This window comes from Cytobacillus oceanisediminis, assembly GCF_003182355.1.
Taxonomy (GTDB): Bacteria; Bacillota; Bacilli; order Bacillales; family Cytobacillaceae; genus Cytobacillus; species Cytobacillus oceanisediminis_A.
In genome coordinates this window covers 69,025-93,696 of sequence record NZ_QGTW01000009.1, presented here as the reverse complement: position 1 = coordinate 93,696, position 24,672 = coordinate 69,025, and the positions used below count along the sequence as shown (strand labels likewise).

Annotated in this window: 25 protein-coding genes and 1 riboswitch; of the genes, 3 read left to right on the top strand and 22 right to left on the bottom strand. The window is 38.9% G+C overall.

All coding sequences use genetic code 11. The annotated features are described in order from the left end of the window. Positions 1-13: 13 nt before the first annotated feature. Genes DFO73_RS16860 through nikA form a run of 4 tightly spaced genes read right to left on the bottom strand, consistent with a single transcriptional unit; the run spans position 14 to position 4,063 of the window. Complete coding sequence (locus tag DFO73_RS16860; RefSeq protein WP_110065885.1) at positions 14-811, bottom strand: ABC transporter ATP-binding protein; 798 nt, start codon at positions 809-811, stop codon at positions 14-16. Continuing rightward, the gene (gene nikC, locus DFO73_RS16855; RefSeq protein ID WP_110065884.1) at positions 811-1,632 is read right to left on the bottom strand and encodes a nickel transporter permease; all 822 of its coding nucleotides are present in this window, start codon (positions 1,630-1,632) and stop codon (positions 811-813) included. Before nikC ends, DFO73_RS16860 begins: the two co-directional genes overlap by 1 nt. Next, positions 1,629-2,570: a nickel ABC transporter permease gene (nikB, locus tag DFO73_RS16850; protein WP_110065883.1), complete on the bottom strand. Its 942-nt coding sequence runs from the start codon at positions 2,568-2,570 to the stop codon at positions 1,629-1,631. The genes nikC and nikB overlap by 4 nt, the downstream gene beginning before the upstream one ends. Continuing rightward, the gene (gene nikA / locus DFO73_RS16845) at positions 2,567-4,063 is read right to left on the bottom strand and encodes a nickel ABC transporter substrate-binding protein (protein WP_110066026.1); all 1,497 of its coding nucleotides are present in this window, start codon (positions 4,061-4,063) and stop codon (positions 2,567-2,569) included. The genes nikB and nikA overlap by 4 nt, the downstream gene beginning before the upstream one ends. A gap of 708 nt (positions 4,064-4,771) precedes the next feature. On the opposite strand from nikA, the gene guaC reads away from it, so the two are divergent. After that, a complete protein-coding gene (gene guaC, locus DFO73_RS16840; RefSeq protein ID WP_110065882.1) occupies positions 4,772-5,761 on the top strand; it encodes a GMP reductase in 990 nt (329 codons plus the stop codon). Between the two features lie 594 nt (positions 5,762-6,355). On the opposite strand, the gene DFO73_RS16835 is transcribed toward guaC, so the two are convergent. The 3 genes from DFO73_RS16835 to DFO73_RS16825 all read right to left on the bottom strand — a co-directional run bounded on the left by DFO73_RS16835 (position 6,356) and on the right by DFO73_RS16825 (position 9,316). Further along, positions 6,356-7,009 (bottom strand): DUF1801 domain-containing protein, encoded by a 654-nt coding sequence (locus DFO73_RS16835; RefSeq protein ID WP_110065881.1) that lies wholly within the window; start codon positions 7,007-7,009, stop codon positions 6,356-6,358. A 117-nt stretch (positions 7,010-7,126) separates the two neighbouring features. Then, positions 7,127-8,329, bottom strand: coding sequence for an aminotransferase-like domain-containing protein (locus DFO73_RS16830; RefSeq protein WP_110065880.1), 1,203 nt, complete (start codon positions 8,327-8,329; stop codon positions 7,127-7,129). A 414-nt stretch (positions 8,330-8,743) separates the two neighbouring features. Beyond that, on the bottom strand, positions 8,744-9,316 hold the full coding sequence (locus DFO73_RS16825; RefSeq protein WP_110065879.1) for a GNAT family N-acetyltransferase: 573 nt from the start codon (positions 9,314-9,316) through the stop codon (positions 8,744-8,746). 92 nt (positions 9,317-9,408) lie between these two features. On the opposite strand from DFO73_RS16825, the gene pdxR reads away from it, so the two are divergent. Further along, positions 9,409-10,779 carry a MocR-like pyridoxine biosynthesis transcription factor PdxR gene (gene pdxR, locus DFO73_RS16820; protein ID WP_110065878.1) on the top strand — a complete coding sequence of 457 codons (1,371 nt, stop codon included), beginning with the start codon at positions 9,409-9,411 and terminating at the stop codon, positions 10,777-10,779. Between the two features lie 98 nt (positions 10,780-10,877). On the opposite strand, the gene DFO73_RS16815 is transcribed toward pdxR, so the two are convergent. The 13 genes from DFO73_RS16815 to rpsN all read right to left on the bottom strand — a co-directional run bounded on the left by DFO73_RS16815 (position 10,878) and on the right by rpsN (position 21,686). Next, positions 10,878-11,261 (bottom strand): PH domain-containing protein, encoded by a 384-nt coding sequence (locus DFO73_RS16815; protein ID WP_110065877.1) that lies wholly within the window; start codon positions 11,259-11,261, stop codon positions 10,878-10,880. Positions 11,262-11,299: 38 nt separating this feature from the next. Then, a complete protein-coding gene (locus DFO73_RS16810; protein WP_258309552.1) occupies positions 11,300-12,136 on the bottom strand; it encodes an O-methyltransferase in 837 nt (278 codons plus the stop codon). A 153-nt stretch (positions 12,137-12,289) separates the two neighbouring features. Continuing rightward, positions 12,290-12,396: riboswitch (SAM riboswitch) on the bottom strand. 298 nt (positions 12,397-12,694) lie between these two features. Continuing rightward, positions 12,695-13,873: a staphylopine family metallophore export MFS transporter CntE gene (gene cntE, locus DFO73_RS16805; RefSeq protein WP_110065876.1), complete on the bottom strand. Its 1,179-nt coding sequence runs from the start codon at positions 13,871-13,873 to the stop codon at positions 12,695-12,697. 45 nt (positions 13,874-13,918) lie between these two features. After that, a complete protein-coding gene (locus DFO73_RS16800) occupies positions 13,919-14,665 on the bottom strand; it encodes an ABC transporter ATP-binding protein (RefSeq protein WP_110065875.1) in 747 nt (248 codons plus the stop codon). A gap of 2 nt (positions 14,666-14,667) precedes the next feature. Then, the gene (gene cntD, locus DFO73_RS16795; protein WP_110065874.1) at positions 14,668-15,474 is read right to left on the bottom strand and encodes a staphylopine uptake ABC transporter ATP-binding protein CntD; all 807 of its coding nucleotides are present in this window, start codon (positions 15,472-15,474) and stop codon (positions 14,668-14,670) included. 3 nt (positions 15,475-15,477) lie between these two features. Next, positions 15,478-16,374, bottom strand: coding sequence for a staphylopine uptake ABC transporter permease subunit CntC (gene cntC, locus DFO73_RS16790; RefSeq protein WP_110065873.1), 897 nt, complete (start codon positions 16,372-16,374; stop codon positions 15,478-15,480). Then, entirely contained in the window at positions 16,375-17,307 is a 933-nt protein-coding gene (gene opp1B / locus DFO73_RS16785) for a nickel/cobalt ABC transporter permease (RefSeq protein WP_110065872.1), read from the bottom strand. Positions 17,308-17,378: 71 nt separating this feature from the next. After that, entirely contained in the window at positions 17,379-18,998 is a 1,620-nt protein-coding gene (gene cntA, locus DFO73_RS16780; protein WP_110065871.1) for a staphylopine-dependent metal ABC transporter substrate-binding lipoprotein, read from the bottom strand. 353 nt (positions 18,999-19,351) lie between these two features. Continuing rightward, positions 19,352-19,501, bottom strand: coding sequence for a 50S ribosomal protein L33 (gene rpmG, locus DFO73_RS16775; RefSeq protein ID WP_095312352.1), 150 nt, complete (start codon positions 19,499-19,501; stop codon positions 19,352-19,354). Between the two features lie 26 nt (positions 19,502-19,527). Next, on the bottom strand, positions 19,528-20,694 hold the full coding sequence (locus DFO73_RS16770; protein ID WP_110065870.1) for an FAD/NAD(P)-binding protein: 1,167 nt from the start codon (positions 20,692-20,694) through the stop codon (positions 19,528-19,530). Positions 20,695-20,749: 55 nt separating this feature from the next. Beyond that, positions 20,750-21,109, bottom strand: coding sequence for a hypothetical protein (locus DFO73_RS16765; protein ID WP_110065869.1), 360 nt, complete (start codon positions 21,107-21,109; stop codon positions 20,750-20,752). A 32-nt stretch (positions 21,110-21,141) separates the two neighbouring features. After that, complete coding sequence (locus DFO73_RS16760) at positions 21,142-21,393, bottom strand: type B 50S ribosomal protein L31 (RefSeq protein WP_110065868.1); 252 nt, start codon at positions 21,391-21,393, stop codon at positions 21,142-21,144. 23 nt (positions 21,394-21,416) lie between these two features. Next, on the bottom strand, positions 21,417-21,686 hold the full coding sequence (rpsN, locus tag DFO73_RS16755; protein WP_110065867.1) for a 30S ribosomal protein S14: 270 nt from the start codon (positions 21,684-21,686) through the stop codon (positions 21,417-21,419). A gap of 353 nt (positions 21,687-22,039) precedes the next feature. Here rpsN and DFO73_RS16750 point away from each other — a divergent pair, with 353 nt between their 5' ends. Further along, positions 22,040-22,987 (top strand): CobW family GTP-binding protein, encoded by a 948-nt coding sequence (locus tag DFO73_RS16750; RefSeq protein WP_110065866.1) that lies wholly within the window; start codon positions 22,040-22,042, stop codon positions 22,985-22,987. A 39-nt stretch (positions 22,988-23,026) separates the two neighbouring features. Here DFO73_RS16750 and folE2 read toward each other — a convergent pair whose 3' ends face one another. Both folE2 and dcd read right to left on the bottom strand, forming a co-directional pair. Next, positions 23,027-23,917: a GTP cyclohydrolase FolE2 gene (gene folE2 / locus DFO73_RS16745; RefSeq protein ID WP_110065865.1), complete on the bottom strand. Its 891-nt coding sequence runs from the start codon at positions 23,915-23,917 to the stop codon at positions 23,027-23,029. Positions 23,918-24,020: 103 nt separating this feature from the next. After that, entirely contained in the window at positions 24,021-24,593 is a 573-nt protein-coding gene (dcd, locus tag DFO73_RS16740) for a dCTP deaminase (protein WP_110065864.1), read from the bottom strand. Positions 24,594-24,672 lie beyond the last annotated feature (79 nt).

The window sequence follows — 24,672 nt, the reverse complement described above, 5'->3', positions numbered from 1 at the left end:
TTTTTTAATCATTTTATATGGTTACCAGTCTGTCCTTCGTCTCCTTCAAAGAAGGAATGGCAGCTATCAATGCTTTCGTATAGGCATGTTTGGGATGCTTTAGTACCGCCGTTTTGATTCCGGACTCGACAATCTCTCCCTTTCGCATGACAGCCATCTTATTGGCGAATTTCTGTACATGCCGTAAATCGTGAGTAATAAATAAAACTGCGCAGCTTGTTTGTTTTTGCAGATCGTCAAGCAGCTGAAGAACATGGGCTGCAGTGATGCTGTCAAGAGCGGTTGTCGGCTCATCTGCAATGAGCAATTTCGGTTTCAGTATCGTCGCCATGGCAATGGCAGCCCTTTGCAGCTGCCCTCCGCTTAGCTGAAATGGATAGCTTTTATAGACCCTTTCTCCAGGCAGATTTACATTGTTTAAACACTCCAAAGCCCTTGATTTTCTTAGTTGTTTCGAATCATTCAAATGTGTTTTTAGCATTTCATCGAATTGAGCGCCGATGGTCAAAAATGGGGTGAAAGCTCCCTGATAATCCTGAAAAATATAGGAAATGGCTTTCCCGCGATAGGTCCGCCATTCTTTTTCCTTTAAGCTGGAGAGATTTACGCCGCCAAGATGGATGCTGCCAGACGAAATGATGAGCTCACGCGGCAGCAAGCCTCCAATGGAGGAAGCTGTTACACTTTTCCCGCTTCCGCTCTCACCGACAAGGGCCAGCCAATCCCCTTCTTTGATGGATAACCCGATATTTTGTACCAGGGTTTCTTCCCTATGTTTTATGGTTAAATCCGAAATGGTTAAAACAGACATCATCTGCCTCCGTTCTGATTTTTCACATCATAGTAATCTCTTAAATAATCACCAAACAAATTAAAAACAAGGACAATTACCATAATGGCTAAACCGGGAATGAGCATTAAATGCGGGGCATTATAAAAGAATGCCTTCGCCTCGTTCAGCATAGCTCCCCATTCTGGAGTCGGAGGCTGAGCCCCTAAACCAATATAGGAAAGTGAGGCGATCATTAAAATGATTTTTCCGGCATCCAAGGTCGCAAGAACCATTACATTCCCTAAAACATGAGGAATCATATGCCTGCGCAATATATTCATGGAGCCTACCCCATTGACTTTAGCTATTAATATATAATCCTTTTGTTTTTCAGTCAGAACGGTACTCCTGGCTAATCTGGCATACCCGACCCATTTCACCATTACAATGGCAAAGACCAAATTGACTATCCCCGGTCCCAGCAGCCCGCTCAAAATAATCGCGGCAATATAATCAGGGAACGCCATAAAGGCATCAACAACCCTCATAAGAATACGGTCTAATCTCCCTCCGACAAATCCAGAGACCAGGCCAATTGGAACACCAAGAATCAGTGAAATGGCCAAGACCAGAAAACTTGTACCAACCGTCGTTTGGGCACCAGCCAATATTCTGGAAAAAACATCTCTCCCTAAATGGTCAGTTCCCAAAAAATGTTCCAAACTCACTGGTTTTAACCGGTCCGCCATATTCACCTGATTCGGGTCAAATGGGGCAATAAAAGGAGCAATGATGATGGCAATAAGAAAAAGACCCATTAGTAAAATGACCGAATTTGTTGTTCGCAAACGATTAATCATTCCTTGTCTCCACCCCTCAATCGGATTTCCGGATTCAGGTATCGATACGAAAGATCAACCAATAAATTAATCAACACGACAAACAGCCCCATGAAAAGAATATACCCCTGGATAATCGGATAATCCCTTCTAACGATTGCTTCTACCACCAGTTTGCCAACCCCAGGATATGCAAAAAGAACTTCAATAATGACTGTTCCGCCAAGCAAACTCCCGAGACTTACCCCAAAGATGGTAATAACCGGGGTAAGGCAGTGGCGAAAGGCATGGAAGAAAAAAATTCTTGTTTGTGAAAGCCCTCGTGCCCTCGCTGACCTGATAAAATCCTGTCCCAGACTTTCCAGCAGACTGGATCTCAACAGCCGCACATAGACAGCAGCCATCGCAATTCCTAATGTTAAAGAAGGCAGCAGCAAATGAAGAAAAGTTCCCTTTCCCATAGCAGGCAGAATTCCCAGTTTCACAGAAAACAGCTGCATAAAAAGCAGCCCCAGCCAGAAGCTGGGGATTGAAGCACCTATTAAAGCAAAAATCCTGCTGAGGTGATCAATCCATTTATTCTTATATAAGGCAGCAAGAGTTCCAATCGGTACAGCTATCAGCATCATAACTGCCATTGAGGAAAAGGTTAAGGCAAGTGTGTCAGGAACTTTGTTAAGCAGCTCCTTCAAAACTGGCTGTTTCGTCATATAAGATTCCCCCAGATCAAACTGAAAGAATCGGATCAGCCAATTCCAATACTGGACATAAATGGGTTCATTAAAACCCAACTCATTTCTAAGTTCTTCAACCTGTTCATCTGTAATCGAAACGTCATCTATATTCAGCATGTATCTTACAGGATCCCCCGGGGCAGCTTTCATAAACACAAAACTTATAAAGGATAATACAAATAGGAAAATCACAAGCTCAAATAGTCTTTTACCAGCCTGTCTCATTTTGTCCTCACATCTAGATCCTTGGTTAATGCGTAGTATTCACTTGTACTGGTCTGCCAATTTAGGACGTAATCCTTATATGCAACAAAATTATTGGGATGAACAAGAAAGGAGTGCAGTTTTTCCTGATCAATGATTTTGATTGCTTCTTTCGATATTTCATTCCGTTTTTCATTATCAGACGTTTGATTCAGCCCTTCTATTAGCTCTGTAAGCTGATCATTCTGAATTTGCCCTGGATTAATTGCTCCCCCTGCCATATACGCAGAATTAAGGAAATAGCTCGCATCTCCTCTTGGAGCAGTAATCAAGCTGTAAGTGGCTAGATCCCAGTCCGTTTTCTCTGCCAAATACTCGTCTATATTTTCAACTTGCTGAATTTCAATGGCAATTCCCAGTTCTTTTGCATTGGATTGCAGTAATTGTGATATTAACGGCAGTTCAGGACGATAGGAATAGGTCATGAGTTTAAGAGTAAGCCCTTTGCCGTCCTTTACCATCTTTCCGTCTTTTATCTCATATCCTGCTTCTTTTAAATGCTTTTTTGCCTTCTTGATGCTATATAGCTTCTTTTCATAGTCTGGTGAGAACGGCGAGTCTGCCAGGAAAGGTCCTTCAGCCACCGTCGCTTGCCCCGCCATAATCTCGTCCGCGACCACTTGACGGTCAATCAAGGCATCAAATGCTTTTCTCACATTAGGGTCCTTAAATGTTTCTTTACCTGAGTTGTACATTAGAAGGTGCGTGCGCAGACTGGAGACCACATCCGTTTTGATCGATTGATCACTTTTGAGAACTTCAATGCTTTCTATAGCCGGGCGGTAAACAATATCTGCATCTCCCGACTGAAGCGCCGTTGTCCGGGCATTGGCATCCTCGTTGAAGGTCATCGTTGCCCGATCAAGCTTAACCTCCCCGTCCCAGTAACCTCCATACTTTTCCAGCTCCAGCTTGCTGTTCGGTTCAAAAGAAACAACTTTGAAAGGGCCAGTTCCGATTGGTTTTTGTTCCATGTTCTCCACGGAACTATCCACTATAGCGGTGTTTGGATGAACAAGCTCGGAAGGAAACTGTGGCAATTTCTTTTCAGTTGTAATGATCAGGGTTTGTCCTTCCGCTTCCATAGTCTTAATCTTTAATGCCGTTTTCATGGCTTCGCTCACTTGTATGTTTCGTTCTAAAGAAGCTTTTACAGCTGCTGCATCTACTTTCTTCCCATTTTGGAAGGTGATATTTTTTCTAATTTGAAAGGTCCATGTCTGTCCCCCATCACTTGTATCCCAGCTTTCCGCAAGCCATGCTTCAAGCTCTTGGTCCTGATTGACTCTCACCAGTGTTTCAGTTACTCCTGCCCTGACAGCCGTATAGTTCAGATGCGGATCAAGCGTTTCACTTGGAAAATTGGAAAGGAACGTTATCTCTTTCTTTTTTTCTTCACCATTTCTTTCTGCAGATGAATTGGAGTTTTCCGCAGAACAAGCTGTAAGCAGCATCAAAAATACTATTAGTACTAAGCTAATACGAATTTTCTTATTCAATGATCTTCCCCCTCGATTAAAATCATTTTTAACCCCACTGCCCTGCAGCGGGATGGTTACTCTTCAATAAATCAAAATCATTACGATTTAAAGAATATAGAAGATCTTTTATTGCTTCTTCTCTATGTATTCCCCTGATTTAAGGAATTTACAGCTTAGCCAGCTATGCTTCTATCTATTATTAAATCGAAACAATTACGATTAAAATATTAATCAATCTTTTTCTCAAATGCAAGTTTTTTTATTAAAATACTCCAAATGTCCTTTCACATATATTAAAAAGTTTCCAAGAATAAAAGATTCATAAATCCATTTACAAAATAAAGAGTAGTTTAGTATATAGTTGGAATTGTGCGATAAAAGAAAAATGTTATTTTAACACATTATCACTTTTATGCGTTTTTACTTTAATAGGTTGAAACATCATTCTGAATTGTATAAAATGTAATTGGTCGATCTATCACAAGTCGACCCCCTATTATCCATTGAGCTTAGGAGTTTTCTAAGCTCTTTTTTATTAGCGGATGAACTCCAATTGAAAGCACTCTGGTGCATTGCATGATGCTTTCCTTCCTTTTTGTATAGAATCGATTGAAACCGAAAAACCTATTCATACAATGGGCGTATAACTTATTCAGCTTCGTTTTTATTAGGAGGATTACGATGGAAAATGTATTCGATTATGAAGATATTCAATTAATTCCGGCAAAAAGTATCGTCAATAGCCGATCTGAATGTGATACAACGGTAATTTTAGGGGAACGTGCGTTTAAGCTGCCTGTGGTGCCTGCCAATATGCAGACGATTGTAGATGAGAAAATTGCCATATACTTAGCGGAGAATGGGTATTTCTATATCATGCATCGATTCGAACCAGAGAAGCGAATTTCTTTTATGAAAGAAATGAAGGCACGCGGATTATACGCTTCGATCAGTGTTGGCGTGAAGGAAGGCGAGTATGGGTTTATCCAGCAAATAGCTGATGAAAATCTGTCACCGGAATACATTACCATTGATATCGCTCATGGGCATTCCAATGCTGTCATCCAAATGATTCAGCATATTAAGAAATACCTTCCTCAAAGCTTTGTGATTGCTGGTAATGTCGGAACCCCGGAAGCAGTCAGAGAATTAGAGAATGCTGGTGCTGATGCCACAAAAGTTGGAATTGGACCTGGTAAGGTATGTATCACAAAGATTAAGACTGGATTTGGAACGGGCGGCTGGCAATTAGCTGCACTTCGCTGGTGTGCAAAGGCAGCAAGCAAGCCGATAATAGCTGATGGAGGTCTTCGCACACATGGTGATATTGCTAAATCGATTCGATTTGGTGCAGCAATGGTGATGATCGGTTCCTTATTTGCAGGACATGAGGAGTCACCTGGCAAAACCATCGAGAATGAGAAAGACGGAAAGCTTTATAAAGAATACTTTGGTTCAGCCTCAGAATTTCAAAAAGGCGAAAAGAAAAATGTTGAAGGCAAGAGAATTTTAGTCGAGCACAAAGGATCATTAGCAGATACGCTCAAAGAAATGGAGCAGGATCTTCAATCCTCCATTTCATATGCAGGCGGCAACAAGCTGGACGCCATCCGCCATGTTGATTACGTCATTGTTAAAAATTCAATTTTCAATGGGGACAGGGGATTTTAAAATTTTCATTACCAGGTGAGCAAGAATCATTAGACTTGCTCATCTTTTATTTTGTAAATATTAAGGCGTAATATTTTTGTCACCATTCTATTTCATTACAATCATTTAAACCTTATCAAGAACTAAAAATTCAGCCTTTATATAAAAACCACCGAAGGTGTATCAGGCAGACGCCTTCGGTGGTTTTTTATCATTTGAACAAACACTTTCGCAGAACAAGTAAATAAAAAGCAAATATTTTATGCACACTTTGAGGTTAAGATCCTATAGACTGATCTACTGCATTTTCCCAGCTCGGAAAATAATACAATGCATTTTTCATTAGCTCTGAATTTAATTTTTTCACTTGCTTCTTTCGAGGCGGCTGCCCTTCTGATTCCATAAGTTCAGAGATCCCGGATAAACTTCATCCACACTCATACTTGTTTCCACTTGATTCCTCCTTCCTGAATTCAACTATATAATTTCCCGGTTACACTTTACTGCAATACCATTCTTTTATTTTTTCATTTTGAATATTACCTGCATCTAAAAAGAAGTGTGAATGAACGCAAAGTGAGGTAATATCCTTGGAGTTTGAATAATTGATTTTTTTTATCGAATGTTCTTGTGCGAGCCGTCACAGTTTGGCTTTTTTTGAGATAATCCACAAGTGCAATCATTTAATCCCTTTCCATCGAGAATTTTCGGCATACATTTTTCAATCCTTGATTCTCGCGTTTTGGATTGTTTGGGTTGAGAAAAATGAAGAATGTATGCTCTTTGCCGTCCTGGCGTCAATGCTTCAAAAGCAGTTTTCAAAGCAGGGATTTCAGCGAATTTATGTTCAAGTTCTTTGGGAATTATGTATTCTTTATGCTCCTTAGGTATAATTTCCAAACCGTTTTTTTCAACTTCAATGGCTTCATTAATATAGACTTTCAGGATGGTTTCCATTTCAGCTATTTCTTGAACATTGGTGAACCGAATCTGGCGTGCCGCCTGTACATTCTCCGTTTGCTGGATTAGAATCCCATGGGCATCCTTTAACAAGGCACCTTTGTGAAACAGGAGCGCACAATATTCTTTAAATCCATGGATTAAAACGATGTTTTTACTCTTAAACGTGTAACATGGATGCATCCACTTAAATTCTTCTGTCAGCTCACAGTCAAGAACAATATCTCTCAATTTCTTAAATTCTTCCTGCCACTGTTTGGCTTTACTTAAAAATTCATCAACCTTGGGATTCATTCTGCTATTTGTCATCAAGGAACACCCCTCTTTAATTTTTCGATCAGCTGACAGTCAAGAATGATTATTCTCAATTTCTTCAACTCTTTCTGTCACTTTTTTTGCTTTATTTAAATATTCATCAACTTTGAATCATTTTCCATGACCCGCTTGGCAAGCAACGACGCTCCCCAGTCTGCGAATCCCCTCTACTATTTCCTTTTCATCCTCATAACTGAAGGAAAGGCGAAGAAATTCCGTTCCATTTGTTTGATCCATGAAAAAGTATTTACCAGGAATAAAAGATACCCCCTCCGATAGCGCTTGTGTTAACATTTCCGATGTATCGACACCAGGAATTTTCATCCACACGAAGTAACCGCCTTCTGGCACATACCAGGAAGCTGATTCAGGCAGGTACTGTTCAAGTGCCGAGAGTAGAACGGCACATTTGCCCCGGTATGTGTCTCTCAAGGTTATGAGCTTTGCCTCAAAATCGGTGTTTGCTAAATATACAGCCATGGTAGCTTGCGCAAACGGGTGGTTCAGATCTTTTTTAAACCAGGCGGATGCATGAATGATTTCCCTTGCTCCTGCTATCCATCCAATACGCATTCCTGGTGCCACTATCTTGGATAATGAACCAATATGCAGAACTCTGGACATTTTATCCATCGCTTTCAGTGTTGGCAGATTCTTATAAAATGATAATTCCCCATACGCATCATCCTCTACTATTAAGAAATTATAGCTGTCGGCCAGCTCCAATAGATGCTGCCTGCGTTCTGCTGTCATAGTCGTCCCTGTTGGATTTTGAAAAGTTGGTATAGTATATAGAAAACGCGGCTGGGCAAGCCCATTTCGCTTCCTTTCGGCTAAAATTCCTTCCAAAACATCAGTTTGAAGTCCATGCTTATCTACAGGAATACTGATCAGACGCTTCGTATAATTTTGAATAATCTCTAAAGCCTCCATATAGGAGGGAGACTCTACTGCGACGATTGACTCCTCATCCAGGAGAATGCGAGCAATCAAATCGATCGCCTGACAAGCGCCAGAGGTTATCAAAAGCTCTTCTTCCGAAACAGATATATCCCGCTCTTCCAATCTTTTTATGACCTGTTCCTTTAGCTCTAAAATTTTGGGGCTTCCAATATAATGAAGTGGTAAATCCTGCTCCTCTTCTAATAGACTGCTAACAGCTGCCTTTACCTCCTCAACCGGCACAAGCGCAGGTGCGGGATAGCCGCAATGGAGACGAATACAATCATCCGGAAGCTTCGGAATCCAATCCCCAGGTGGATTATTTTTAAGAGCTAATTTGATGTTCTCAGAAAAAAAAGAAGCAGCATTCACTTCTATCTACTCCTTTCCATTAGATGTATTAGTTATTACTATTAATTATAAGCTTCTCAACTGAGATGCTCCACCAAAGCCTCAATAAAGTTTCGAAATTATTCAGTATACAAATAGTTTGGGATGAAAACTTTAAGGTTTTTTTGGCGGCCATCCTCTTCTTCATCTATCGAACAATAAAAGTTTATTGAGTATCATTTTATATCTTATTCGCGTATTAAAAATCCCAATATCTCAGTAATAAATAAGACATTGGGATTTCATTCTGCGGAAATATAGCCCTTTTCAGAAGAAAGAAGCTTTTTTTATCAGAAATGCGCCATTAATTGAAAACCGTACTCAGCAGTTATATAGTTCGTTATTGTAGATTATCTCCTAATTGATTATGATATCATTATCTTTCTTAATTAAAAGTTAATAAAGTAAGTGTTCTTCGAAGGATTTTTTTACTTTGCCCCAATCTTCCTTTATCACACTATAAAGGACAGTATGACGAAGGATCCCTTCTTTTCGTATCATGTGATTTCGAAGAATTCCTTCTTTTACCGCACCGATTCGTTCTATTGCTTTTTGCGAACGGAGGTTTTCATGCCCTGTTTTGATTTGTACACGGTTAAGTGACAGTTCTTCAAAGCAATATTTTAACAATAAATATTTACAATTTGTATTAATATTTGACCGCCAATGAATAGGGTTCATCCAAGTTGAACCGATTTCAAGCCGCTTATGCTGTTTTGATATATCGAGAAACCAGGTAGCTCCAATTATGTTCTCTGTTTTTTTATTTATAATTACATAAGCAAAATCGGTACCTTGCTCGCGTTTTTGTAAAGCATCTTGGACATATTGAAGTACACAGCTTTTCTCATTTAAATCGACAGACATATGCTCCCATATGCGTTTATCCTGAGCCGCTTCATAAATTCCTTCAACATGCTCAAGCTCCATGGGAATTAACTGTACAACATTGTTTTCTAATTTTTGCATGTTATCACCCTCCTGGCATCTATTAAAACCTATTTCTGGTATGATAAAAATAACCAAAAATGAATTTTAATATAATACCAAGGGATGATTTGATGGAACTTCAAATTCTGCTTTCGGATAACAAAACTAAATATAAGCAAATTTATGAACAATTACGAATAGCGATTTTAGATAAAAAACTGTTAGCTCATGCTAAACTTCCTCCAAAACGACGTTTAGCTGAACAACTAAACTTAAGTATCATGACTGTTCAAATGGCTTATGAACAACTGCAGAGTGAAGGATACTGTTATTCAGTTGAACGAAAAGGATATTTTGTTTCGGAAATTCAAGATGAATGGCACTTTACCGGGAATAATACAACTATTTTGAAGAAAAAGGTTCAGCATGAGTATGTTATTAATTTTAGAAATGGGCAGATTGATGCCTCTGCCTTCCCCTACAAACAATGGAACAGACTATACCGAAAAGAGCTTAATGAATCCAATGGAAGTAATGCACCGTGGCAGGGAGAATATTCATTGCGTGTACAAATTGCAAAATACCTTCAACAAGCTAGAGGGCTAGCCTGTCAGCCGGAGCAAGTATATATATTTAGCGGATTTCAGCAGCAGTTAATAAATATATGTTTGTTTTTTAACCGGAGAGCCATCGGAACAGAAGATCCAGGTTTTATTCGGGCAAAATCTGTTTTTGAGCAATTACAGCTGCCATGTCATCCGGTTTCTGTGGATGAGGAAGGATGCTGTGTGCCTGATGAGCCATTAACATTATTATATACGACACCAGCTCATCAATATCCTACCGGTACCATTATGTCTATTGCCAGAAGGGTTGAGCTATTAAATTGGGCACTAAAACAGGATGCTTACATTATCGAGGATGACTATGATTCTGAATTTCGTTACAAAGGGGCACCAATCCCAACATTATCCCATCTGGATTCAACAGGCCGGGTGCTTTACTTTGGTACCTTTTCAAAAACATTGCTGCCATCCCTTCGTATAAGTTATCTAATTATGCCAGCATCTCTTCAACAAGACTTTGAAAAGTTTAATACTTACCAAAAATCGACTGTTTCAAGGATCGACCAGCAGGTTGCTGCAAATTTTATGCAAGAAGGACTTTATACATCGCATATTGCAAAAATGAGAACTTTATACCGAGCCAAAAGAAGCTGTTTAATAGAAAGCCTGTCAAAACATTTGGGAGAGAAATTTGAAATCATTGGCGATACAGCAGGCTTGCATATCATCATGACATTACCCGAAGGATTGAATGAATCTAAAGCAATTCAACTGGCGAAGTCAGCCGGTGTTGAAATTGATGCTGTTTCACCTATGTATCAGCTTCACAAGCCAAACCATCAAATCATGCTTGGTTATGGCGGACCCTCTATGAACGAAATTCAGAGAGGGGTCCATTTACTCGCTAATGCATGGAAAAAGTACTTAACAAATTAGAATTTCATCCTATTCTTATCATAACCCTCAAGGCATATATTCAATTATTTTGGCCCTTTTTAATCTATTAAAACAAACGACCTAAGATGAAAGAGCGCTTATCTTACAGGATAACGCTCTTTTGTTGAAGTGGAAAACAAGCACATCTTTTCCTTAACAGCCACCATAAACTCAAACATATTCATTCCCTGAATTTGCTGGAATTTATACAAGTCTTGGTTATAGTACAGATGAATATGCTTACCAGTGATTCCTCTTTTCTCTTTAATGGAAGTAATATTCCTATATGCAAATACTTTAACAAATTCCTTGTTTGTTTCTGATACCGGGATTCCATAGAATAGCAGCCTTTTGTTCGTTGCCGCAAAGAAGCCTGCCTGCGGAGATAGACAGTAATGTGCTACTAATGAACAGGTTAAACATTCAATAATGTTTTCCTCTTCATGCAGTACATGTTCAACCTGATTTTTTACAAGATTCATGAACGATCCCCCTCAGTTCCAATGAACAATTTCATCTATCAAACCGCAGTCTTCACTGCAAGTATCAGCCCAGTAGACCAATCTAATTCTGTTATGTCCAGATCAGGTCTGTCTTGCAGAGTTTTCAGGAGTTTAGTTGCTTTGATCCTAAATTCTTCAGGCAATTTCGATTGCGGAAACACATCATGGATCACATAAAAACCTCCAATATTTAAATGGTCCAAGGTTTTATCTAGCAGCTCGAATTTCCCCGGCCACGTATCTGCAAAGATAAAATCAAACCTTTCAGTCAAGTTTTGTATAAAAGCTGCTCCGTCCTCGCAGCAAAATGATACCCTTTTATCATCTTCAAGATATTTTCTTGCAATAGATTGCAAGCTCGAATCAATGTCAACTGTTGTAAGTGTGCTGCCTTCATCCATTCCATCGATGATCCATGAGGCAGATGCTCCTGTACCTGTTCCCAGCTCTAAAAAGGTTCCTCCTGGTTTTGAGGCAGTCAATCCCTTCAGTAAAAATCCTGTTTTTCTATCACATGACTGCTGGAAGCCGAGCAGTTCTGATTCTTGTAATATCCTCACGTAAGCTTCCGGTATCTGTATAACGCCGCTTTCCATTATGCTAATTCCTCCTATTACATGGATCGTATCTTTACATCCATTAAATCCCATTCTTTTTTTAAGCTGTTTTCTCATAGATTGTTGTTTAGCTTGTAAATGATGCCCGTTGATTTCCGCTGCTGGAACTTGCTTTCCACGGGGAGGAATGAGAGCCTCCTCGGCTTCGCCTGTGGGGTCTCTTACCCCCTCTCCTCCCGCAGGACATTGAATAAACATCCATGAATATACACCCGCACGAAGAAAATGCGGATGCATTTCCAAGGAGTCAAGTGCCCTCCGCTCCAATCAACTCAATGGCTAAACTCAGCTAACCACTCAAAAGCAACAAACTTTACGAATACAGCCTTCTTTAAAAAGGCAACAAAAAAAGGCCTCTTAACATAAGAGGCCTTTATTATCAAAAACGACCTCTTATCTCCCAGAGCGTTAACTCTGTTGGAATTAGCACCTTCCTGAAATAATCAGGGGTTGCTGAGGCTTCGCAGGGCCAGTCCCTCCACCTCTCTGGATAAGAATTTGATTATGGAATTATGTTTATTTTCGAATAAGTATTGCATAGTTTCAGAAAAATGGCAACTTAAATCTGTTCCTTTATAAAATCTTTCCTTTTTTTGCAAGTCCGAAATCATGAATACAAAGTTACTATAAAAAAGCTGCTAAGTACTCAGAGGTCCTGCTAAACAGCGAGACTGATGTGAAACCCCATCCATAACGCTGCTAAAAAAAGAGCTCCTTCATTACATTAAGGAGCTCTTAAGTGTTTTATTTTTGTCATTTTTAAATGGTTCAGTCTCTGGAAACAGTTTTCTTGGTTTACGATGAATATACTTCACGTCGCTTAAAGACAAATAGGAACATTGCCACCCCTAAGATCGCACATAGCTGATACATGGTTGAGTATGAGAAGATGTCAGCTACTGGGCCCATTATAATACCACCTAGAGACACACCCAAATCAGCCATTGCGATAAATAAGCCCAATAATACATTTCGATTCATCTGAGGTAAGACAAAACTTAAATATGTTGTTAATGTTGGGTATAAAAGAGCCTGAGCTATCCCTAATAATATAGCACCAAGGTAAAAAAAGACGGCTCCGCCAGTTAAAGAATAGCTTACGCATTGTACCCCCATTGTTAATAGGAGTATTGTCCCCATTATAAAAGGGGAATGCCATTTCCCGTCGGAAGGAATTCTTTTTCTGAGGGTAAATCGAGAAAGTACAACTGTTCCTGCCATAAGCATTAGATAAATTCCAGCGTTTCCGTTTTTTAACTGTGCAGCATATAGAGGTACAAACACAGTTATGGCTCCAAATACAATAGAGCATACTAGCATTAAAACACTACATTTAAACAAATGCTGATTTTTCACGATCTGACCAAATGAATGAAACATATTGATACCCTGTTTAGCCTCTTTTGTCATATCCTGGGCTTCGGCCTTATTCATTTTGGTGCTATACCCAAACACCCCGGTAGAAATGGCCATTGCGATCATTACGATTGGAAAGTATTCCATTCCACCTTGCCAAATTCCTAATGCCAATAAAGGACCAACAATACCTGGTATATAAGAAAATAAAGAATAAAGTGAAATGCCCTGAGAACGATCTTTTTCTGGCAATGCATCTATAATTCCTATCTGCAGCGCCATTGAAAAAAAAGCGGTAGATACCCCTTGTAACATACGCGCAAGTAAGTAACCGCCTAGCCCGGTTATCGTATATAAGATTAAAGCAAAGCCATTGATAAAAAGAATAATGCGTAACACTTTTATCGGTCCATGCTTTTGAATAATATACCCAGCCCACGGCCGAAAGAACATGGTTGTGAACAAATAAGCTCCCATGATGATACCTATTTCTGTATTGCTGGCCCCTAAAGTTTCTCCCTGTAATGGAATTAAAACATTAAGGATAGAGTTTGCACTAAAATAAAGAAGAACTAAAACATACAATTTCATAAATGGCCAAGATAAAGCTCCAACCACACGGTTTCCCTCCCAGAGCCTATTAAATTATTCATTTGCTGAACATTAAAAAGTTATGATTGCCCCTAATAACTTTTTTGCATATGCTGATTGAACATGCCTTAATTGATGTACATCCGCTGTTTCTTCAATCTGACCATCTCTAAAAATAATCACCCTATCGCATATATAAGCCGCAGCCTGAATATCATGCGTGATAAAAATATAGCTTATGTTATAGATTTTCTTTAATTCCTTCAATAAATCAAGGACCTGTGTTTGCACAGAAACGTCTAAAGAACTGATGGCTTCGTCAAATAAAATACATTTTGGCTCTGCTGCAATTGCCCTTGCAATACATACCCTCTGAACTTCTCCGCCTGAGAGTTCATGAGGATATTTGGTTTTATAGGAAGTGTCCAGCCCTACTTGGATTAACAATTGATCAATTTTCGCCTGCATTTCTTTTCTTCTCTTATTTTGAATGATTAAAGTCTCCATAATAGCTTTTTCAACAGTATAAAATGGATTAATTGATGATTTATAGTCTTGGAAAACGGCACTAATATTGCCTAATCTCACACTGCTGTCTGTTATATTCTTTTGTTCAAATAAAACGGTACCCGCATCTGGCCTTTCAATTCCAACTATTAAACGGCCGAGTGTAGATTTACCACTTCCGCTTTCTCCAATAATCCCCAGACTTTCTCCCCGTTGACAATCAAAGCTGACACCTTTTAAAATTTTCTGTGTTTTTTTTGAAATAAGTCCCCCGGTTTTATAGGATTTCTCAACATTGTTCACAATCAGCAATTTTAAACTCTCCTCATAAGATTATTAAAATTCCTGCTCAAGGCCATTCTGGTAGAAACTAAATATCTAGTATATTCATGTTGTGATTCTGAAAAGATGGACTGAATATCTCCCCTATCAACAATTTCTCCATCCTTCATAACTAAAACTTCATCAGCCATTTTTTTCACTGTACCTAAATCGTGGGAAACAAAAATGATTGAACTGCCCATCTGCTTTCTCAATTTGACAAATTGATCAACAACCTCAAATTGAGAGATGGCATCAAGGGCTGTTGTTGGCTCATCAGCAATGATGATGTCAGGCTCTAAAACAATTGAGAGTGCAATCATCGTCCGCTGGAGCATGCCGCCAGAAAGCTGATGGGGATATTTGTTCATCATTTCCAAAGGGTTTTTCAGCATAACACTTCTCATGGCATGTCCCATTTTTTCCACCACTTGAGCTTTATTCCAGCCAAAGTGCTCTGATAATGTTTCATGCAAGTGAACTCCGATGACACAAGAGGGATCAAATGCACTCATCCCGCTTTGCAAAATCATACAAAGATTTTTCCCTCTTTTTCTTCTCATCTCTTTTTCGGTAAAAGTGTTTAGATTTTCACCTTTAAATAAAATATTTCCGGATTGGCGCAATGTCGGTTTGTTTAACCTCATAATAGACCTGCAAGTGACAGACTTTCCGCTGCCGCTTTCTCCCACTATTGCCAGACAGCTTCCCTGCTTTAATTCGAATGAACTATTAGAAATAATCGCTTTACCAGTTTGAGAATCCCAGATTTTCAAGTTTTTCACTTCTAGAAAATTCATCTTTTAGCTCGACACCTCTCTTTCTTTAATCTTTACTTTTGAAACTGGTGCCTTAACCTGATTCTTAATATTCGAGTTTAACAGTCTGGGATCCAAGGCTACTTGAAGTGCATCGGATAAAAAATTTAAAGCCATTACAGCCAGCACAATCGCTAAGCCTGGGGCTACCATTAGCTCCGGCCTTGTAAACATCACTTCTCTGGCTTCATTCAGCATCATTCCCCATTCAGCTTGAGGGGCTTGAACGCCGAGCCCAAGAAAAGAGAATCCTGAAATCTGCAGAATCATGGTCCCCATCGAACTGCTTGAGATGACCGTTATATCTGAGAATGTAACAGGCACAATGTGTTTCCAAATAATCTTTCCATGGCTTATTCCAGATGCTTTTGCGAATTTAACATAGTCTAATTCGGCATACTGCATAACAGATGTTCTTATTACCCTGGCAAACCATGCCCACTTAATCAAGATAAACGCAATCAGGATGTTTTCAAGTCCAACCCCTAGGATGCCGACAAGCGCCAAAGCCATTACATAGCCAGGAAAAGAAAGTAAGACGTCACAAATCTTCATGATGACGGAATCCGTTTTTCCTCGAAAATAACCGGCAATAAAGCCTAAAATTGCTCCGATCAATACAGATATAAGTAATGCTGCAAAAACCCATAAAATACTGGGGCGGATTCCATAAATTAATCTGGATAAGACACACCGTCCCAAATGATCATTTCCTAAAATATACTCCCAAGACGGCCCTGCATACCTGAGACTCATATTTACTTCCTCAGGACTATGCGGGGCAAATACAGGAGCAAATATGCCAGCGGTGATTAGAACTGCAATAAACACCAGCGATACCATTGCCAGTTTATCTTTGCATAAGCTAATTAAAATTTTCATTTACAGACCATTCCTCAATTTAGGATTCATTGCAGCGTTAATGATGTCAGAAATTGTATTAAACAAAACAAAAGCTGCTGCCAAGATAAGAACATAAGCTTGAATGATTGGGAAATCTCTGTTAAGTATGGACCTGACGCTTAAACTGCCAAGCCCTGGCCAGGCAAAAACATTTTCGATTACGACTGTGCTTCCCAATATGATTGGTATAGCCATACAGAAAATAGAAATGGCTACCTGCAGTGAGTTTCTCAATATATGCATCGTGACTTTCCACTCTGATAATCCACATGCTCTACCATATAGAACATAGTCTTCATTCAAATTGCTCAGCATCGAACTTCTGACAAATCGAAAATAAATCCCCGCGTAGCTGACTGTAATGACCGTAACCGGTAATATGTAATGTTCAAATGATTCCATACCACTAGTAGGCAAAAAATCAAGATGAACAGAAAAATACCAAATCAAAAGTGAAGCAAGCCAATAGGACGGCATAGCAGTTAGAAAAAATGATAATCCTCTTACCGACTTATCTATTAATCTACCTGCCGTCAAAGCGCAAGCGACACCCAACAGGATAGATAAAACGATAATGGCTGCAGATGAAACCATTGTCAGCTTCAATGTATTCAGAAAAGCTGGCCCTAATAATGACCAAACAGGTTTGCCTGTTACATATGAAATTCCAAAGTCAAGGTGCAGGTATGCGACCACCCAATCAAAGTAGCGAATGATAAATGGCTTATCCATCCCCAAATTTGCTTTCGTCTGAGCAATTAATTCCTCTGTTATCTTTGGGACCCCCTGCGCCTCTAATACCACTTTAGCCGGATCCATAGGAGAGAGATTAATTAATGCAAACGTTATTAGTGAAATAATCAACAGTAAAGGGATGGATGTGATGAGCCTTTTAATAATATAACTTCCCATATCGATCTCCTTTAAGGTAATGCTATTTACATTGTTTAAAAAAAGGGGGACACCCCCCTTTTTTTACAGTTTTATTCAAAGTGCATTTTTTCAAATGGCAGCTCATATTGAGTTTGCTTAAAGCCGATACCCGCTAAATTCTTAGGCGCAATGACTGTGACGTTTCCATTCGAAATTGGAATAAATACTGCCTCGTCGTGAACAATGGTTAATATATCAGCATACTGCGACTTTCTATCATTCTCATTTTTAGAAACCATGACATCAGCAATCTTTTTATAAAGTTCATCTGCTTCTGCAATTCCCTTTGTTGTATGTAAGTAAGATGAGTCAGATGTAAAGGCATTAATAGTACTTTGAGGATCATAAGCCAGTCCCCATGTCTGGTTGAATAATAAATCATATTCACCCGTAGATCTTCTATTGGCAATAGAAGTAGATTCCTCACCAATAATCTTCAGCTCAGCTCCGATTTCCTTTAATGAATATTGGATGAATTCAGCCTGTGTTTTTTGTGAGGAGGAATTGCTATCATAGTAGAGTGCCATCGTTAGTTTCTTTCCATTCTTTGCTCTAACCTTAGAACCATTTTCTAATCTCCATCCTGCTTTTTCTAATAGTTCCTTTGCTTTTTCCAAGTCGTAACTACGCTTCTTTAAGTCAACATCTGCATAATTCACATTAGATGAGAACAATGAGTTGGCCACTGTCTCGGTGCCGCCTAAGATATCTTTTGTTATGGTCTCCCTGTCAATAGAGTGCCATATTGCTTCACGCACGGCAGTCTCACTGGCAGGATTATCAGCTTTGCTGCTGTTTGCAACAATCATTTTCGTGTTCATTGGTGCGCTTCTCACCAATTGAAAATCACCAGATTCAACTAGTAAATTAATTGATTCTACATCAATACTGTCTGCACCCCGATCATCAGTAAATGCAAAGTTCACTTCTCCTTTTTGCATTGCTAGAAATGTGGTTTCCCCAGCTGGAAGAACTTTGGCGGTGATCTTCTTAATATCAGGAGAGCCGCCCCAATATTGATTGTTAGCCTCAAAAACGGCATACTCATCGGTCTTATGCTCTTTCAGTATGTAAGGCCCTGTTCCATGATAGCCATTCACACCATCTTTTGTGCCGCCATCTTTAAAATCTTTAGGAGAGATAAACACATATGGCCTTGTCATCGAAAGTTCAACCAGCGCAGGATTATATACATCTGTTAGAACTAATTCCACTGTGTATTCATCGATTGCATGGACCTCTTTAATTTTGGTTGATAGTTTAATCCAAGCATGCTTTTCTGCATTTTCCTGGATAGCTTCGATATTCTTTTTTACTGCCTCGGCGTTAAAGGGTTCTCCATCATGGAACTTTACACCTTTTCTTAGCTTAAATGTATATACCTTCCCATCTTCTGATATCTCCCAGGATTCAGCTAACAATGGCTTAATTCCTTCTTCAGTATTTTCGACCAAAGATTCATATACCACACCTTGAGCCGGCATAGAGCCCGGATATAAATGGGGATTCATATCATTAATATCCTTTGATGCAGCATAAATTAGTTCGTTTTGATTTGCAGTCTTGTAATCTTGAGTATTGCTGACTTGTTTCTTGTCACCTGAACAGGCTGCAAGCATTAGCATTAAAATGAGCATTAAGGCAAGTAAGTTCACTTTTTTAAATTTCATATTCATTCCCCCATTTTGGATATGTACGGATCTCTTGAAACATTTATGTAATTACATTTTGAACACTCCCTTCCAAAAATGCGAAACCATTACGATTTATTTTGTGTTCCTGAACCATAGGGAAACAGCTCAAACGCAGTTATATAAAACTAGACTCTATAAGACTCTTTAAAGAAAAGCAGCCGATTTCTGCCCCCGAAGAAAGGAACCAATCGGCATACATGTTTTCCTATTTATTTCAGTAACCTCAGCATCATTTTAAGGGTGGAAGAGTTTAGGGGCTTCACCTCAAACACCCCCACCCTTACCTTTTAACTTCTAAAAAGCGTTAAGAATATAAATCAATGTAATCCTTACTTTGTTTCACGGTGCAAAGTATGTTTCTTTAAACGTGGTGAATACTTCATTAATTCAATCCGGTCAGGATTGTTCCGCTTATTTTTGGTGGTAATATAATTCCTGTCCCCTGTCTCTGTACAAGCAAGTGTGATCTTTACTCTCATTTTAAACTCCTCCTGATATTTAGTTCTTAAACACTTCGGACAATTCTTTCTGCAGCCTGGCGTGCCCCTGAAATATTTCGGGCAATCGGCCCAATTTCCAATTCTGCCAGAGGACCTGTTACATATAGATGAGGACACCATTCGAGAGATTGGCTGACAATCGGGTATCCGCAATTTGCACAAGGAAGGCCAAACTTTTCAATTGCTTTTTCAAGCCAGCTTCCGCCAGGTCTTGATGGCCTGAACCCCGTCGCAAAAACAACCGAATGCACTTTGACTTCTTGCGTGTCCACTGAAAGGATCATTTCCTGGTTTTCCTCTTCCTTTGCGGAGGAGATTTCCCCATCTACCACCTTTATCGTTTGATTATTTTCAAGTTTCTTAAGCTTATGAAATAATTCTGACGGCAAAGATCCCCGGTTTCTTGCCTTTTTGATTACTTCTCTTCGTTCGGAATAATCCATGATTCGCAGGTAAGATTTTTGATATTTGGGTCCCAGCCACCCTGGATCACTGTCAAAGTCACAAACCCTAAAGGGATGCCTTTTTATTAAAGTGACTTGACCCGGGTAGAGTGCTGAAAGCTTGATTACTGAATGTGCTGCTGTAATTCCTCCTCCAATAACGGCAACTGGCGGCCGCAATTTCGAAATATTTGCGGCATCATCAAAAATATGAAACAGCTGATTTTGGCCAAGCTTAATAGAATCTGCCCATTCAGGTACATTTAGCTGATCGTTTATGCCTAGCGCCAATACGACATTATTTGCTTCTAGACGTTCTCCGCTGTCTGTGCTGATACACCACATTTCGTTCTCCCTATCGATTCCGTTTACATATCCTTGATGCCAGCTTGCCTCTAAGCCGAGATCTTGAAACAGTGATTGACTGTGCTCATTGAAAATCTCCAGCGAAGGCCTTTTATAGACACCATAGAACTCACTTTTCTTCCTATGGTGGTTCACCGCATAATTTCTTAAGCTAAACGGATCGACATCGAGGTGATGCACAAAGGGTGAGCGTAAAAATTTCATGCCAATCCGTTCTGTACTTTTGGTCCACTTAAATAATGGCATTTCATGCGGATCAATAATGCGCAGTTTATCTGGTGATACCTTATTATTCTTTACTAAGAAGGCTGCAATGGTACTGCCCTGAATGCCGCCTCCTACCACGACCCACTCATAGTCCATATATGCCTCCTGCTTTTTAATACGGAATCATTACGATTTAAAAGTTAAAAAATTTTTAACGATCGTTTATGGAGAAATAAAAGTATTTTATTTTATTATTTTTCTTTCTTGCTCGGGCACTGTCTGTTAATTCGACCCATGTTACATCTTTTAATTTCTTCTCAAGCTGCCTGTTTATAATGTCCTCAATTTCATGCATGGTCATCATTAGCTGTCCAAATGAAAGGTTAAAATGCTTTGCGGCCTGCCTATGAGGTGAATGCTTCACAAGAAGAGCCATAAATTCTTCTGTTGTCGAAGCCTTTTGAGCCAATTCATCTTCCAGCCCAATGACAAATTCATAAATCTCCCTTTGCTTTGGAGGAAGTGATTTTATGATCTCCCTTGAAATAATTTCCATCAGATGCGAATTCATCCTTTTACCTCACCTTGCTAAGTGGAAGAACCTTACTTTTTCTTCATGTTATATCTCTTCATAAAACGTTCTGCGCGGCCACCGCGATCTGTGAATTTCTGAACCCCTGTGTAAAACGGATGAGTATCTGAGCTTACTTCAACTTTGATTAACGGATATGTGTTTCCATCTTCCCACTCAATTGTTTCACTGGCTGTCTTTGTGGATCCTGTCAAGAATTTAAAGCCGCTGTTCATATCCATGAATACAACTTTATGATAATCTGGATGAGTATTTTCCTTCATTCTCGTTACCTCCAAATTTTATTTTACCAGCTGGATTTTTTTACTCCTGGAATTTGTCCTTTATGTGCAAATTCCCGGAAAGCGATTCGGGACATTTTAAATTTACGGAGATATCCCCGAGGTCTTCCGGTCACCTGGCAGCGATTTTTCAAACGTGTAGGTGAAGAGTCCCTTGGCAGCTTCCTTAAAGCATCATAATCCCCTTTTGCCTTCAATTCCTTCCGTAATTCTGCATACTTTAATACAAGCTCTTGACGTTTTATTTCCTTTGCTACTTTTGATTTTTTTGCCAATGAATTCACTCCTCTTTTATTTTAAATCGTAACAATTACGATTTGTTTGTTGAATAAAGCTATTAAATCACAAATATTTTATTTATGCAACAATCCTGTCTGATCAAAAAACATTAGATTCGCTTCTTAAATAGCACAAACTCATGAAGGGTCATTTCACATGAGGTTTTTGAAAATCGTTTTGCATTTTCCTTCCGATTAGTTAATATACGTTTCCTGGATTACTTACAACCTTTAATAAAAGACAGTATATAAAAAGTAAGTAATATCTTTGAATCTCATATTCATATAGTTAATATCGTAATTAAATCGTAATGATTACGTTCTAATATAACAGTAAAGGAGAGGATCGAATGAAAAAAATTCCTGTTGTTATTGTTAGCGGCTTTTTAGGAAGCGGCAAAACCTCATTTCTGCAAATTATGATTGAACAATGCATTGAAAACAAGCTTAAGCCTGGAGTGGTGTTGAACGAATTAAGTGAAGAAAATGTAGAGGATCATTTGTTTAGTGGGAATCCATTATATGAAATTTTAGGCGGATGTATTTGCTGCACGTTGAAAAGTTCCTTAAAACAGGTTTTCGAGGAGCTTTTGACTAAGCAAGCACACACCCCTATTGACATCTTGTTTATAGAAGGGACAGGTGTTGCTAATCCTTTAGAATTAAAAAATGTTGTCATAAGGGATGAGTTCAAAAAGTACTTTGAATTTCATTCGCTTGTCACTTTAGTTGATGCAAGCGATTTTTTAGATTTTAAGAGCATCTTATGGACAAGTAAAAATGAACGTGAATTAATGCGGCAGCAAATCATTTCTGCGGATTTAATCTGTGTAAACAAAACAGATTTAGTAAAGCAAGTCAAGTTGGATAAAGTAATAGCTAAATTAAATGAAGATGTACAATCCAGTGCGATAATTCATAAAACCACACACGCGGCTATTCCTTTATCGACGATTCTGAGACTTAAAACAGATAAAGGGAATGAAAATGAGATTAAACATCCCGTACACCATTCTGGAATTAAAGCTGTCCAGTTAAAAGGGATTAAAAACATTGAGAGGCAGACTTTCATAGATTGGTTTAATAATCAGCCTGATCTCTTAAGAGCAAAAGGGATTATTACTTTTAAGGAGGATAAACAGTTTTATTCATTTCAGTATGCAGCCAACCAACTGGCTATCAGTCCCGTAAGATTTAATAGAGAACCTATCATCGTACTAATTGGAAATGGAACAAAAATAGAAGATTTAAAAGAAGATTTCATAGAAAAAGTCGACAGACGAAAACTTGTTAACTAAATGACACCAGCCCGATTTTTTTTGTCGGGCTGTTCAACTTTAATTTTCTTTTTTATAGGTCAATGTCGCAATTGCATCATGAAGGTGGATTGATTCTTCGTTTCTGCATTCGACTGTAAATCCATTTATCCATTCCTTCTCATATAAGTCTGCTGCTACAAGCCTAACCATATCTTCAACAAATCTTGGGTTTTCATATGCTGTTTCTGTCACAATCTTCTCATCAGTTCTTTTTAACAGTGGATGTATACAAGCGCTGGCATTCGATTCTGCGGCATAAAGTAATTGTTCTTTCCAATTCTCACTCAACACTGTTGGATCAACAGAAATCTTTACAATCCCTCTTTGGTTATGTGCACTGTACTCTGAGATTTCCTTTGAGCATGGACAAAGTGTCGTAACCGCGCATGACAATTCACCGCTTATTTTATAATTTTTATCAGAATCCTGTTGAACTGTCATTCTGACAGTTGCATGATTCAGTCCGGAAAGCTCTGAAGAAGGGCCCTTTCTCTCATAAAACCAAGGAAATTCGACTTCTAATCTGACATTCTTTTGCCCTAGCCGTGCTGAAAGATCACTGACAAACTGATACAGCTGTTCTTGCTCCATTGTAAATCCCCGTAACCTGTACTCCTCCAGCTGTTCAATAAACCTGCTCATATTTGTCCCCTTCTGATTACCGGGTATGCTAGAAGTCAGCGTAAAGGCAGCGATGGTTCCTTGTTTAACAGGTTCAAGAAAGCTATTAATGGTTACTGGAATTTTAACATTGCTTATACCAACGCTATCAATATTAAACAAAAAATCATTTTTCTGGCTCTGTAAATCAACCATTTCATCTTTAATTGCAGGCTTCAGCTTCTCCCCGGGCTGAACCGACCCAAACAGCTTATGCCGCTCTTGTTTTGAAGGTAATTTTAAGTTCATAAACTCATCCTTATTTTTTCGTTTAATTTCAATACGTATTACTCAGTTAACCATTTTTACTGAGCCGCCTTTTCCGTAAAAAGCATTACAAAGCTCTAATCTATTAATCAAAAATTTTAAACTTGTTGATTTGATTATGTATTTGCTCTGTATCAGCATCCTCATAAATTTTGCTTCTCGTAGATTTTTCCTGGCCATTGTATTTTCCTTTATAAGGCACACTTTCTTGATCTAAGGCAGCAAAGACCAGCTGGCAAATCCTTCTTCCTGAAATAAGTTCAATTGGTACTCTATTTGCATTATAAAGCTCTAATGTGATATGTCCCTCAAACCCAGGATCAACCCAGCCTGCATTTTGAATAAAAAGTCCTAGCCTGCCAATCGAGCTCCTCCCTTCCACAAAGGCAGTAATATTGTTTGGCAGCTGAATATATTCCATAGTTGTAGCCAATACAAATGCATTTGGAGGTATAAGGATGCGATCCTTATAAATATCCTTATAAACTGCAGGTTTTTCAAAAGAAATGAAGGAAGTTGCATATTCATCCAGCTGCAAAAAGTGACTTCCGATGCGTAGATCTACTGAAGCAGGCTGAAGCTGTCCGGAGGTTATGGGTTCTATAATAAGCTCTCGCTTTCTTATCTTCTTTTCAATGGTTTTTCGAGATAAAATCATCTGTATATTGCTCCTTTACAGTTTTAATCCTTTTCAACTCTTATAAGACTGACTCCATGTGCGTTGTAATATCATCTGA